Annotated in this window: 11 protein-coding genes; 2 read left to right on the top strand and 9 right to left on the bottom strand. The window is 46.4% G+C overall.

The window, feature by feature from the left end; all coding sequences use genetic code 11:
- Positions 1–4 precede the first annotated feature (4 nt).
- Entirely contained in the window at positions 5–2,209 is a 2,205-nt protein-coding gene (locus JQC93_RS13435; RefSeq protein WP_205158944.1) for a putative bifunctional diguanylate cyclase/phosphodiesterase, read from the top strand.
- A gap of 8 nt (positions 2,210–2,217) precedes the next feature.
- On the opposite strand, the gene JQC93_RS13430 is transcribed toward JQC93_RS13435, so the two are convergent.
- The 6 genes from JQC93_RS13430 to JQC93_RS13405 all read right to left on the bottom strand — a co-directional run bounded on the left by JQC93_RS13430 (position 2,218) and on the right by JQC93_RS13405 (position 10,352).
- Positions 2,218–2,934 (bottom strand): nitroreductase family protein, encoded by a 717-nt coding sequence (locus JQC93_RS13430; protein WP_205158943.1) that lies wholly within the window; start codon positions 2,932–2,934, stop codon positions 2,218–2,220.
- A gap of 166 nt (positions 2,935–3,100) precedes the next feature.
- Positions 3,101–4,450: an alpha-glucosidase/alpha-galactosidase gene (gene melA / locus JQC93_RS13425; protein WP_205158942.1), complete on the bottom strand. Its 1,350-nt coding sequence runs from the start codon at positions 4,448–4,450 to the stop codon at positions 3,101–3,103.
- Positions 4,451–4,468: 18 nt separating this feature from the next.
- The gene (locus JQC93_RS13420; RefSeq protein WP_205158941.1) at positions 4,469–6,091 is read right to left on the bottom strand and encodes an ABC transporter ATP-binding protein; all 1,623 of its coding nucleotides are present in this window, start codon (positions 6,089–6,091) and stop codon (positions 4,469–4,471) included.
- Positions 6,092–6,099: 8 nt separating this feature from the next.
- Positions 6,100–7,191 carry an ABC transporter permease gene (locus JQC93_RS13415; RefSeq protein ID WP_205158940.1) on the bottom strand — a complete coding sequence of 364 codons (1,092 nt, stop codon included), beginning with the start codon at positions 7,189–7,191 and terminating at the stop codon, positions 6,100–6,102.
- 8 nt (positions 7,192–7,199) lie between these two features.
- Positions 7,200–8,198: an ABC transporter permease gene (locus JQC93_RS13410; RefSeq protein WP_084889094.1), complete on the bottom strand. Its 999-nt coding sequence runs from the start codon at positions 8,196–8,198 to the stop codon at positions 7,200–7,202.
- Between the two features lie 105 nt (positions 8,199–8,303).
- Positions 8,304–10,352 carry an ABC transporter substrate-binding protein gene (locus JQC93_RS13405; protein ID WP_205158939.1) on the bottom strand — a complete coding sequence of 683 codons (2,049 nt, stop codon included), beginning with the start codon at positions 10,350–10,352 and terminating at the stop codon, positions 8,304–8,306.
- Positions 10,353–10,612: 260 nt separating this feature from the next.
- Here JQC93_RS13405 and JQC93_RS13400 point away from each other — a divergent pair, with 260 nt between their 5' ends.
- Positions 10,613–11,524 (top strand): helix-turn-helix domain-containing protein, encoded by a 912-nt coding sequence (locus tag JQC93_RS13400; RefSeq protein WP_205158938.1) that lies wholly within the window; start codon positions 10,613–10,615, stop codon positions 11,522–11,524.
- 103 nt (positions 11,525–11,627) lie between these two features.
- Here the strand turns inward: JQC93_RS13400 and JQC93_RS13395 are convergent, their stop codons facing one another.
- The 3 genes from JQC93_RS13395 to JQC93_RS13385 form a co-directional block, all read right to left on the bottom strand.
- Positions 11,628–12,068 carry a DUF411 domain-containing protein gene (locus tag JQC93_RS13395; protein WP_205158937.1) on the bottom strand — a complete coding sequence of 147 codons (441 nt, stop codon included), beginning with the start codon at positions 12,066–12,068 and terminating at the stop codon, positions 11,628–11,630.
- 57 nt (positions 12,069–12,125) lie between these two features.
- Positions 12,126–12,539: a hypothetical protein gene (locus tag JQC93_RS13390; protein WP_205158936.1), complete on the bottom strand. Its 414-nt coding sequence runs from the start codon at positions 12,537–12,539 to the stop codon at positions 12,126–12,128.
- A gap of 119 nt (positions 12,540–12,658) precedes the next feature.
- Positions 12,659–13,903 (bottom strand): carbohydrate porin, encoded by a 1,245-nt coding sequence (locus JQC93_RS13385; protein WP_205158935.1) that lies wholly within the window; start codon positions 13,901–13,903, stop codon positions 12,659–12,661.
- Positions 13,904–13,999: the final 96 nt, after the last annotated feature.

Here is a 13,999-nt window from a genome sequence, read left to right as displayed (position 1 = left end):
ATAAATGAAGACAAAATTCCCACTGAGTGTCCGTTTTAGCCTAACCACCTTATTAATCTTGGCCGTGGTCACAGTGGTGTACTTTTTTTCCTATCGCGCCTTTTATACCGCCAATACGCAATATTTGTTCGATGAATTAAACCAGACCACCGAAAAAGCATTAGAGCATCAACTCATTCGCAAAGGTTTGTCGATCGGAAAAATCTTGTCCGACAACCTCTTTAATCCTGTCTACACCTTAAACCTCGATCATACCTACCAGTTGATCAAACCCGTGATTGCCCTAGAAGAAGTAAAACGTATTTATGTCATTGATTCTGATGGACTGATCTTTCACGACGGAACAAAGAACCTCGAAGAGTTTGGGCTTCCACCCCCCAATGTAGAGGCTATTGAACAAGCAGTCACTCAAAAGAAGACTGTGGTACTCGACGCGCTTAGCAGCCCGACAGATAAAGAGAGACTGGTCGTCATTTTGCCCATCGCAGAAGGGCATGTCGTGGTAGGCAGTGTATTTATCGAACTGGGACAAGACACCTTACATCAAGATAATCTAACTAACCGCCGCATACTCGAAAAGATCCAAGCAGAAGGACAAGAAAGCTTTCTACTGGTGCAGCTGGTTGTGCTTCTGATCAGCGTAGTATTGGGGCTATCACTGGCCATTTTATTGTCCAAATCTCTGACGCGCCCTTTAAACACACTGATAAACCATTTCAACCAAAATGAGGATTACCACAAAGACATTCCAAAGTTCTATCGCGACGATGAAATTGGCGCGTTGAGTGACGCTTACAACCAAATGAGTGCCAAAATTAACCGTAAGAACGAAGCCATTCGTCATTTGGCGTTCCACGACACACTCACTCAACTGCCTAATAGAAGCAAATTTACCGAGCATTTAGAAACACTGTTAAAGGCAACACCACGACATTCGATTCATCTGTATTTCATCGATCTAGATGAATTTAAATGGGTGAATGACACATTTGGTCATGGTCACGGGGATGTCCTTCTCAACACTATCGCAAGTCGACTCACGTATTTTACCTCAAGAAACGAAGCGGTTATCAACCCAGATACTGCTGATCTCAACATGGTCTCGCGAATTGGTGGCGACGAATTTGTCATCGCTATTGTTGATTTGGATGCGAGTAAAGAAGATCTGTGTGTTCAAGAAATTCTGAAGCAACTGCGTGAACCGATTCAGATAGAGAATGAATTGATTCAAGCAGGTGGTAGCGTAGGTGTGGTGCTTTCATCAAAATTTGATTGCAGCGCTAACGAGCTGATCAAGTATGCCGATATGGCGATGTATCGCGCTAAGGACAATGGTAAAAATGCGTATGTTGAATTTAGTGAAAGTATGCGTCAGCATTTTGAACACCAAGCCATCATCGAAAAAGAGCTGCATTCGGCCTTGAATGACCTTTCTCAATTTGAGTTTTGGTATCAGCCTAAAATTGACTTAAACAGTGGGAAACTGATTGGTGCAGAAGCGCTAGTAAGATGGAACCACCCAGAAAGGGGCTACATTTTCCCCGATCAGTTTATACCTATTGCCGAGTCGTCTGACGTCATTTTGCAAGTTGGCGAACATTTAATAGAACAAGCCATCATGGCTTTAAAACGCTGGTTATCACAAAACAAAATTTCCGAAGAATTTCACGTGGCAATCAACTTATCTGCCCGTCAAATATATCGACAGAATCTGCCACGCATACTGCGAAAAATCACCCAAAAACATGGTGTTCCCGCAGAGATGTTGCAGTTAGAGGTGACAGAGTCCTTATTGTTAAACGATACGGAAAAAGCCAATCAAGTGTTAACCGAGCTGCAAAAATTGGGTCACTCAGTTTGGCTGGATGACTTTGGAACCGGCTACTCTTCACTGTCTTACATGCAGCGCTTTAACTTCAATGGAGTGAAAGTTGATAGAAGTTTTGTTAACGATATCGAGTCCAACGATAAGAACTTCAATCTGGTTAACGCTATTGCTTCTTTAGCAGAAGGTTTTGGCATCGAGACCGTTGCGGAAGGGATAGAGAATCGAGAACAATCCGATATCGTTGCCGCGCTTGGCTGCACCATTGGACAAGGTTACTATTTTGCCAAGCCTGTGCCTCGCCAACAATTTGAGGAGGCTTGCTTGGTTCCCGAGAAGTTACAAGCAAACCACACCTTATTATTCAAAGATCAGATGTGTTAAAGGCGCATTTAATGGCTGTGGGTTATTGAGCTAAGCTCTACACGATGCCTGTCACCGTAGACACCTTCCGCTAGCGCCTTGCCACAACTAACAATCATGCACACTTCGACATTAGCGGGTAACCCTAGCAGCGCTTTTACGCGTTTAGAGTCAAACCCCTCCATAGGGCAGGTGTCGTAACCTTGCTCTTTCATAGCGTACATAAATGTCATCGCAGCCAGAGAGGCACTTTTGTGCATAGTGACACGCACATCCGATTTAGACACTTCGCGAACCATCGGTTTGGTGCGCCCTAACCACCATGAATAAACTTTACGTACCGCGCCTCTAATACCTAAAGCGTCATTGTTATAAAGCGCTGGGATCAACGTTTCGTAGTATTTAAATGCCCTTTTGGCCACCGGCAGATCTTCTCTTCCACTGAAGTTTGCTCTAACCTGCTGCGCATTTAGCTGTGCGCGTTGTTTCCACTTATCTGGAGTGACGACAAACAGCACCAACTCGTTTGCCGTGGCTGCGGCATTTTGCTTCATGCAAAGGGGCCCCATTTGCTCAATCAGTGCGGGATTGACCACTCGGTGAAACTCCCACAACTGCATGTTTGAACTGTTTGGACTCAGCTGTGCTAGCGCCAAAGCATTGTCGACACTTTGGCTATCAAAGCTGTGTGATTGGTCGAACTTACGTACCGAACGCCTTGCATGCACAAGATCTGTAAATGACATATGACTGACTCTTCAAGTTTAGAAAATCCGCGAAGTATAGCCTCTTTTACAAGTCTTAGGGAGTGCTCCCTTTCGCGTCGCAATTTTTCTACTGTCGCTCAGGCTTAAAAAAAACCTCACCAAGGTACTGGCGAGGTTTAACTTAACCCAACAACTTTTTATGCGTTTACTGGCGCAGATAGTCTGGCATAAAGTTTCCATGCGCGGCGATTAGCTCATCCACCAACGACCAAATCTGGTCGAGATCCAGCTCAGCGCCTGTATGAGGATCTAGCATGGCCGCATGATAAATGTGGTCACGATTTTGGGTCACCATGGACTCAACAACCAATGCTTGAACATTCACGTTAGTGCGGATTAGCGCCGCTAAGTGCTCTGGCAATCGGCCGACTTTAACAGGTTGAATACCATTTGCATCAATCAAACAAGGGACCTCAACTGCGCATCCTTCTGGTAAATTATCGATAAGGCCATAGTTACCCACGTTGCCATAAATCACTGAAGGCTCTCCGGTCCAGATGGAGTTCAAGATCTTGCTCGCATACTCATGGCTTTGTTTAACTTCGATAGTTTTCGCATCACGATACGCCTGTGCTTCATCTTTCCACGCCGCTATTTGCTCAACGCAGCGAATCGGGTATTCGTCCAAAGGAACGCTATATTTTTCAAGCAAGTCTTCACGTCCTTCCTTAATAAACCATGGGGTGTACTCAGCAAAGTGTTCTGAAGACTCGGTGACGAAATAGCCCAAACGCATCATCATTTCGTAGCGTACTTTGTTCTCGCATCGAGGGTTATGAATGTTCGCTTTCGGCGCTTTACCAGAGGTGTAAGCCTCTTTTAAACGCGGGTAAAGGTCAACGTATTCACCCTGTTCATTTCTACCTTCAAAGGTGAGCATAAAGGCAACGTGATTGATCCCCGCAGCGGTGTAGCGAAGATCGTCTACGTTGATGTCGAGATCGTGAGCCAGCTCAGCAGCAGTCCCTTGCACTGAGTGGCACAACCCAACATATTTAATATCCGATGCCATACGCTGCATTGCCCAAGAAATCATCGCCATTGGGTTAACGTAATTGAGCATGGTCGCCTCGGGGCACTGCTCACGCATATCACTGGCAATGTCTAAGAAAACTGGGATTGTGCGCAATGCACGCATGATCCCACCCACACCTAAGGTATCTGCGATCGTTTGACGCAGGCCGTAAGCTTTAGGGATCTCAAAATCAGTTACCGTCGCCGGTTCATACCCACCTACCTGAAACATAGTGATCACAAAATCAGCATCTTTTAACGCCAGTTTACGATCCGTCGTTTGCGTGATCCTAGGCTCCGCACCTAAGGTTTTTGCAAGCTTTGACACTACAAGGCTCGACTCTTCAAGACGCGTCTCATCGATATCATGCAGCGAAATATGACAGCGTTTAAACGCCGGCAAGTAAAGCGTATCGCCAAGGATATTTTTTGCAAAAACTGTGCTTCCTGCACCGATGATACAGATTTTAGGTTGTTTCATAGCGATCATTTCCTTAGGTTATGCAGCGATTTCAAACGCCGCTTTCAACAATTTCTGGGTATAAGAGTGTTCCGATTGTTCAAGCACTTCCGAGGTAGGCCCTTGCTCTATCTCTTCACCATGACGCATCACAAGTACACGGTGACACAGCGCTCTCACCACGCGCAAATCGTGAGAAATAAACAGATACGAAATACCTCGTTTTTGCTGCAACTCTTTGAGCAGTTCGACGATTTTATTTTGAATCGTTAAGTCCAAAGCAGAGGTCGGCTCATCCAATAGAATCACTTTAGGATCCAGTACCAATGCACGCGCAATCGCGATACGCTGACGCTGTCCACCAGAGAATTCGTGTGGGTAACGGTTGAGAATGTCTTTTGGAAGGCCCGCATCTTCCAATGCCTGTTCACACTTGGCACGGCGCTCATCAGCGTTAGCGCAAACCTTGTTTACAATCAGACCTTCAGCCAAAATTTGCTCCACACTTAAGCGAGGGTTGAGCGACGCAAACGGGTCTTGAAAGACCACTTGCAGCTCTTGCCTTAGAGTGCGCAACTCATCCGCTTTCATGTTATCGATTCGGCGCCCTTCCCAGGTCACTTCCCCACTGGTCTTGCCTTCATTGAGCAGTTGGAAGACAGCCATCGCCAATGTGGTTTTACCTGAGCCACTCTCTCCTACAATACCCAGTGTTTCACCCCGTTTAAGCGAGATGGATATATCATCAACAGCCAGAAGAGACTTGGGTGGCTTGCGTGAAAAGAACGACTTTTTGCCAAGGCTAAATTCAACTCGCATTTTGTCTGCTCGCAGCACCTCTGGTGAGTCGATATCAAGTGGGGTATGTCGGCCCTTTGGCTCTGAGTTGATCAGCATCTGTGTATAAGGATGCTGAGGCGCGTCAAAAATCTCAGTCGTCGTATTGTGCTCGACCACTTCACCTTGCTTCATAACATAAATGTAATCGGCAAACTGACGCACAATGGTTAAGTCGTGGGTAATCAATAGCACACTCATCTGCTTTTGCAGTTGAAGCTCTTTGATCAGCTGTAAGATCTTCGCTTGCACCGTCACATCCAGCGCTGTGGTTGGCTCATCGGCGATCAACAACTCAGGATCATTAGCTAAAGCCATAGCGATCATTACACGCTGTCTCTGCCCCCCCGATAATTGGTGAGGGTATTGGTCAAAGCGCTCCGCAGGCTGAGGGATTTGCACCAATTCAAATAATTCAATGGTGCGCGCCTTTGCCTCGGCACCCGACATTTTTTGATGCACTAAAATGGCTTCTGTGATCTGCTCACCCAAGGTATACAAAGGATTGAGCGAGGTCATTGGCTCTTGGAAGATCATCGAAATTTCATTACCGCGTAAGTTTCGAAGCTCTTTGGGTTTTAGCTTACTCACATCGCGCTGATTGAAGCAAACTTCGCTGCTTTCCCCAATAATGGCGTTTTCTGCGGTGAGCCCCATAAAGGTGCGTGCCGAGACCGATTTACCGCTGCCACTTTCACCAACCAACGCCACCATCTGTCCTTGTCGGATCTGGTAGTTAATGTTTCGCAGCGCGTCCACCTGGCCATCTAGGGTCGCAAAGCTGATATTGAGGTCTTTTACCTCTGCAATAACGTTCTGTTTCATGTTTGCTCCTAAGATGAATATGGGTCAACGGCGTCACGCAGGCCATCGCCTAAAGCGTTAAAACCAAGTACCGCAATGAGAATGAAGCCAACCGGTGCCAGCAACCAAGGGTACGAACCAATGGTTTGGTATTGACCCGCAGCGTTAAGTAATGATCCCCAGCTGATCATTGGCGCTTTTATACCTACCGATAGGAAACTAAAAAAGCTTTCGGTGAGCACAACTGTTGGGAACATCATGGTGGCGAGTACAACCACGTTACTGGTGATGTTTGGCAATATATGTCGCATGACGATACGCATATCTTTAGCGCCTACCGATTTTGCCGAGCGGATGTAGTCGAGTCCGCGTAAAGACATCACCTGCCCGCGAACTTGGCGAGCAATGAAGGCCCATTGCAAGCACGACAAAATCACCACCAACATGACAAACACCATGGTGGAGTTAGCCGTGGCGGGCAGAACCGCAATTAGCGCGAGATAAAGTGGTACAGCAGGAAACGCCAGGGCGAGCTCAGCAATCCGCTGCGCAATCAAATCAAAGGTCCCCCCTAGATAGCCCGATAACATGCCCACTAATGTCCCGACAATCACCACCACAGAGACCACACAAAATGAGAACAATAACGTGATTCGACTGCCATCAAGGCAGCGCGACAACAAGTCTCGCCCTAAGTTGTCACTGCCGATTAAAAACAGTGGTGAACCGTCTTCCAAACCAACAAGGTGGCGAGAAGCACTGATACCAAAGAGTTCATACTCCCACCCTTTGCTAAAAAAGGTTAAATGAATACGCTGAGAACGGTCTTCCGTAATGACCGGTAAAAAGGTCACCGGATCCAACTCAGACGTTTTTCCATAAACAAAAGGACGTAGGTGGAAGCTGCCATCTTCATCAAACCAATAAAGGTTTGCTGGCGCATCGTAAATGTTTTCTCCATAGCGTTTCAGTGGATCGTTAGGTGATAAGAAGGGGGCAAATACAGCCGCCAACACCAACAATACAATCAGCACTAAACTGAACAGAGCGGTCTTATTTTTTGAAAATCGCAGCCAGACCAGACTGGAGTAGTTTTGAGAACTAGAATCAAGCGTTTGCATGAGTACTCCTAAGCAAGTCGAATGCGTGGATCTAATACAGCGAGAAGAATATCAGCAATCAAATTACCAATAACCAGTAGCGCTGCGATAAGTAGCATGATGGTGCCGATGACATAGACGTCTTGTTCAGCCATAGCACTGATGATCAATGGACCGATAGTCGGGATACCCAAAACCATCGCAGCTTCCATTTCACCCGTGATCATGTACGGAAGGGCCACACCTTGATAAGACACTAAACTGTGCATCGCGTTAGGCACCGCGTGTTTATAAATGACACGGTTTTCGGTTAAGCCTTTGGCTCGAGCAGTTTCGACATACTGAAGCTTCAACACATCCAGCAAGTTACCGCGCATAATACGAAGGTTAAATGCCATACCACCGAAGGCTGCAATCAAAATAACGGGCCAAATATGAACAATGGTGTCCCAAAATTTTGCCCACGACATCGGCTCAAACATGTATTGCGGGGAGTTCATGGCACCAATGGAGCCTACATCCCAAACAAACACCATGAAGTAGACCAAAATAATCGCCATCACGAAGCGTGGTACGGTCATGGCAATAAATGAAAACAGTGTCGCAACGCGATCGCCTACTTTGTTTTGACGGCGTGCGGCATAAATACCAGCAAGTACGCCTAGTAGGGTCGCACCAATATGACAAGATAGGGCAATGGCTAACGTGCGAGGTAAGCGATCACCGACCACTTCCATTACCGGTTTGTTGTAGGCAAATGAGTGACCAAAGTCGAAGTGAAATACAATATTACCAATCCATCGGCCATATTGAACAATGAGTGGGTCATTAAGACCAAAGCGTTCCCTCGCCTGCTCTGCGAGCAATTCCGCTTGAGCCGGTGATGCCCCGCCCATCGTCATGGCTTGGTTTTTTACCAAGTCGCCGTAATCACCACTTGGCAGTTGAATGATGACAAATGTCAGCACGCTCAGCACAAATAGCAGGATCAGGGTGCCCAGCAAGCGCTTGCTTATAAAATCGAGCATGGAGTTCTCCAGATAGGGGAGATATTCTCCCCTCGTAACAGGTGACTAGAAGTAAAGTGACTAGAGGGTTGGCAGGCGCATAGTGTGCCAACCCTCCGACACGATTTACTTAGAGTGAGTTGGCAGAGTTTCTGGTTGAAGCTCTGCGATCTGGTCTGCTTTTGGTACCCATAGACGTTCACGCATTACCGCGTCTTCTGCCCATTGGTAAGCAAGAATTGGTGCGTTGGGCACGTTCTTCACTCGCTTATTTACCAACAGTGCACCAGGGTAAGAGACCAAGCCTACGTGGTAGACGTTTTCAGTGAATAGAGTATTGAACTCTGCCATCAACGCCTTCTGTTTCGCGGTATCTTCTTCCGATGAGAACTCTAATGCTAACTCGGCAAGACGTTTTTCAAAGTCTTGAAGTTGCTGCGGATCAGAGTTGCTACCACGGTGCCATAGTGGACCGGTTTCTGCGACTGGAGCAATCCATTCAACGCGTTGGAACGGAATCGCGAGCTCTTTCTCACCACGGTGTGTACGCCAATCAAAGGCACCGCGATCGCGCTCTGCATCGTTTTGAACATTATCAAGTGGGCGTGGAATGATCTTAATACCCACTTCACCCATCATCGAGTTAAGGTTCTCTGCGAGCGCGGCTTCTGAGCTTGTTGGACCGACCGTTAAGACAATTTCTAACTCTTCACCTTTCGCTGGGCCTTCAGTAAAGTTTAAGATCCCATCACCATCGGTATCTTTTAAGCCAAGTTCAGCAAGGTATTGCTTAGCTAACTCTTGGTCATAGCCAAAGTAAACCACACTGTCAGCATCATAGAACGATGTTTCTGGATGGAAGCCACCCGCGTATTCGGCGGTAAATGGCCCTTTCACCAACGCTTGTCCTAACGTTTTACGATCGACCGCATGGCTGATCGCTTTACGGAACTTAAGATCTCGGTTAAGTAGTCGGATACCTTCTTGACGAACATCAGCCACCGACATGGTTGGGTTTTGGTTCATCTGGATCGCCCAACTCAAGTTACGCGGACCAAACATTGCTGTTGCTTTAGCATTATCACCCGCTAACTTACGCAAGGTTTCTAGATAAATAGGTGGGTTTTCCATGTTAGAGAAGTCTGCGGTACCCGCCAAAGTTTGAATGGTGCGACCTTCCCATGTACCTAAATTGAAATGCATTTCATCCATGTAAGGTAACTGCTGGCCCTTTTCGTCCACTTTCCAAAAATACGGATTACGACGCAAAACAATAATTTGGTCCGTCTTCACATCGGTTGGTACCCATGGTCCCATTGTCACAGCTGGTAACTCATCCGCTGGTAGCGCATTGGTGAAGTCGTCGAAAGTTTTGCCTTCTGTGTACTTAGGATGGTGCGCTTTGAGTACGTGCGCAGGCCCTGGACAGAAGGTCAAAAACGACATGTTATACAGCGCTTGATTTTGGCTTGGTTTCTCGAAGTGCCAACGAATTGTGTACTCATCAACGACCTCTAGCTTAGCACCAGCGCCAATAGCGTCTGCTGAACTGAATGACGGAATACGCTCTTCAAGAACGGTGTCTTCCCAGTAAAAACGCACATCTTCAGAGGTAAACAGTTCGCCATCAGACCAACGCGCACCTTCTAGCAGGTTCATGGTCAATGACATTTTATCGTCAGACCACTGCCAGTCAGTTGCTAGGTTTGGCAGCACTTGTAGAGCTTCACCTTTTAGTTGGTACATAGGTCCGGTGCTGGTCAAACACTGTTGGACCGTGTAGTTAATGCCGCCCCAGCCTTGAGTTTGCGCTGCAGCCCAGTTCCATCCTTGTGGTCGACCACCAATGGAGTGACGGAAAACGCCACCGTATTCACCCACACCATCAGGCATAGACTCGGTCATCATCACGATAGGTTCTTTAGGTAAGCGGTCTTTAACTGGCGGTAACAAACCGGCGTTAACGAATTTTTCGGTAACCCATGCAGGCTCAGTGTAACTCTCCAGAGCTTTAACTTGCATCAGTTCATCAGGCATAAACTGTTTGATTTCCAAACGATTTGGAATCTGTGCGGGCTCTGGAAGCGAGGAGGCTCCATTAGGCAGGGCTTGTGCGACTGAGATGCTCAGTAGCGACGGAAGTATAGCAATTTTTAATAGGGTTGTAGGTTTCATTAGCGTCACGTCCATAGTGTTTTTTAATAATGGTGTTGCTATTTTTTCTTCTCCGATAACGATAAGTGTAAACGTTACCAGTGAAGTCATTTAAACCATAAGAGAGTCGTCAAATCCTGTAAACTGTTTGCCTCCTGCCGCTCACGCAAAATAACTTTTCAGGAATTCTTGTAAGTAAAAGTTTACGATGAGTGTGACATCCCCCCATTCCTTGTTTTGGTTAAGTCTCATACAATGTTCCTGAAACGTTAGGAGGCCGTATGACCTTTAGAATGACCCTGCAAGACCCAAACCTTATCCCCAAGACCAGTAAATACGTGGGTAATGGGCTTGATAAGATTATAAAAGAGCCCCTAAATGCCAGTGAACTGCTGGTTGAGTTTCGTGCACCTTTGGTCATGAAAGAGTATCACTGGCACGAGCACATAGAGATAAATGTTATACATAACGGACAGTTAACCTATGAACTTTCAGGACATGAAATCAAGTTTGAGCAAGGGAGCATAGTCGCGTTTTGGGCTACCGTGCCCCATCGCGTTACCGCCGTAAGTGACGACGCGTTCATGACAATATTGTCAGTCCCAGTACACATTTTGTTTAACTGGCGACTGCACAATAACTTGGGAGCTCGGCTACTTAATGGTGATATTGCAAGAGCAATGAGCACGGACCTGATCGATATCTCCGAGTGCCGCCGATGGCACAAATATTACGCAAGTGAATCATCGGTGATGCAGGATATAACTAGTGAGGAAGTAGGATTATTTTTACGACGACTTTCGTATAACGCTGAATTGATTGTGAGCGCTCATTTTGAGGTTGGTAGACCTGATAAGAACATTAGTGCCAGTACAGCTAAGCATGTTCATCAAATGATCAGCTATATTTCTGCCAATTTTCAAGACCCAATCACTGTTGATGATGTGGCAACTGCTGTGAAGCTTAACCCCAAGTACGCAATGAATATTTTTCATAATATGTTGGATATGACTATCAAAAAATACATCACTAATATGCGTATCCATCGAGCTCGTGTGCTGCTCACCGAATCTACGATGTCGGTGAGTCAAATTAGTCAAGAAGCTGGGTTTCGATCGGCGAGTGCGTTCTATTCGACTTTCCAATCCTCGGTGGGTTTAAAGCCATTGGAGTATAGAAAAAATAACGCCTAAGAGAACGCAGTGAACGAGTAGCACCTCGAACACTGCGTGTTGGGAGATTGTAGAGTGTGGTTAATATTTAAAAACGCCAAACTCTACTGACGATCTAGCGCATTCAATACTGGCTAAATACGCTCATGTTGCCGTCCTTATCGAAGGCAATCACATCAAAGTCTTTATACTCATCACCCGGCTTTGCCATTCCAGGAGAGTGCTGCGGCATACCCGGCGCCGACAATCCAGATAATGTTTGCGGACGCTCTTTTAATACTCGCGCAATATCGGACTCTGGCACGTGCCCTTCAAACATGTAGCCATCGATTACCGCGGTATGACAGGAGACCAATTGATTTGGCATGCCGAAGTCGCTTTTAACCTCATTCCAATTATTTTGGTGATGAACATGAACGGTATAACCTTTCTCTTCCATGATCTCAGCCCACTCGGTGCAGCATCCGCAGCTCGGTGATTTATACAACTCGACGGTTGTATTGGCAACGGCGTTGGTTGCCATGATCATTGTGCATAAATAAATAGCGCATTTAATCGTTTTCATTTTTCATCCTTTAGCAGAGTCTTATCTGCTCTCTCAGAGTAAGTTGTTGAATTTAAGTTATATCTGGGATAATGAAAACGTGATTGGTGGCTTTAATATGCCTTGCAACCGACTAATTTTATGACCGATCACCACAGGATGCAGCAGGGCCAATGTTGCGCCATGCGCTTGAGGCTGCGCAATCGAAGGAAAACCGAAGGAGGTGTTAAAGCAAGTGCTGGGGCAGCAAAGCTCTGTATTGACTGTTGGACAGTGTTTTTCGTCAATAGACGAACTGGAGTCACTGGTATACTCCCCACTCCCAGCTAGGTGGCAGCGGCCTTCGACACTATGTTGTTCGTGCGTTAAATGGGTAGCACTGTCATTTGCGCCAGCGGTGGCACTGACAGGGAAGCTCATCGCCGTACTGGATAGCAACATGGCTAGAATACTGACAAATACAAGCAGTGTCTGACTGACTGAGTTTCCCATCACTATCCCAAAGCATTAAAAACAGTGCTCATAGCTTACACAAAAAACGGCCCTAATTCATTAGGGCCGTTTCACACTGTTTGCTGCTGTTATTTAATGCTCAGCGCAATTGTAAGTGGTTACCACCACGCTTCAAATTGAACACCAAAGGTCCATGAGTCAATCGCAGTGTTCTCTTCAGACGAGTGTTTACCAAAACTGACTTCTTGCCAGTTTGTCTCCGCTTCGGCATAGGTCGCGTAGAAGCGAATGTGTGGCACTGTTCCGAGTTGGAACTTCTGAGCCAGCGTTGCTTTCCATGAGGTGTTACTGTCGTCATAGCGCTCGCTGTTGACCAGTTGGTAACCTAGCTCAACTTCCGTTTGCATGTATTGGTTCCAAGAGTACTTAGGACGGATACCTACGGCAAACCAGTCTTTTCCATCATCATTGGCGTCATCCATACTGATGTTTTCGTAAGCCAAAGAATACTGACAGCCCCACGACTCGTTGATGGTACAAAAACCGTGGTTCATGATGCGGTAACTCGTACCCGGAGTGGTTAGGTTTAATAGCTCACCTTCACCATCATGCCAACCACCAACACCAATACCGCCATTCATCTGCACCGTGAAGATATTGTAGGCGCCGGCAATGTTAGACTTATGGTTCACAGTAAACATATACCCGTCACGATCATAGTTGCCTTCACCAACGTGTTCTTTAATGTCAGTATCGTCAACCACGACGGCGTAGTTCACCCCAAGCGTTAAATTACCGTTTAAAAAGTCAATTCCATGGACTCGAAATTCGGGCATCACAACAGCAGAGCGGCGAGTTTTGCTTTCGTCTTGATAGTCCGTGTACGCGACATTGTTGTACACCGTAGCAAAATCGATCAGTACGTCACCGGCTTCGATATCGCGCAAGCCAAATCCACGACCGCTATTATCCCAATATTTAAAATCCAACATATCATCGGCAATGTTACGAGTGTAGCGCTGGCCGGCCCATAAACTGGTTTTTTCGCTGCCCAATATTCCGTACATTTGCCCCCAAGCCTGCATAATGGTGAATGAGTTTGAACGTGTTTCTGGGTTATGCCACGTCCCCATCATAAATCCAATCTCTGCGCGCTCGGTGCCCTCTTCATACAAATCATGACGGATACCTAGCTCAGCCCAATCGTCTTCATTACCTAAGCGGTATTTATTGGGTGCGCCCTCTGCTCTGATATAGTCAGGTTGACCATTACCTTTTTGACCGTCGGGGGAAACATGTAGCCCTGCTCGGGCGTATCCAAAAAAGTCTGTAGATGCGTGTGCTGAAAAAGAACTGCCTATTGCTAGGGCTAATACTGCTATGTTTATATTTTTAGTTTTCATTATATTTACAATAATTATAGGTACAGAAATCCTTACACCCTGATGGAACTTCAAGGCGCAAACTGTTATTTGTAGGAACTAAATAAAATCTAAATC

Source organism: Vibrio ulleungensis (assembly GCF_016900875.1).
Lineage (GTDB): Bacteria > Pseudomonadota > Gammaproteobacteria > Enterobacterales > Vibrionaceae > Vibrio > Vibrio ulleungensis.
Note: the sequence above shows the minus strand (reverse complement) of the source record. Positions and strands in the feature narration are given on the sequence as shown.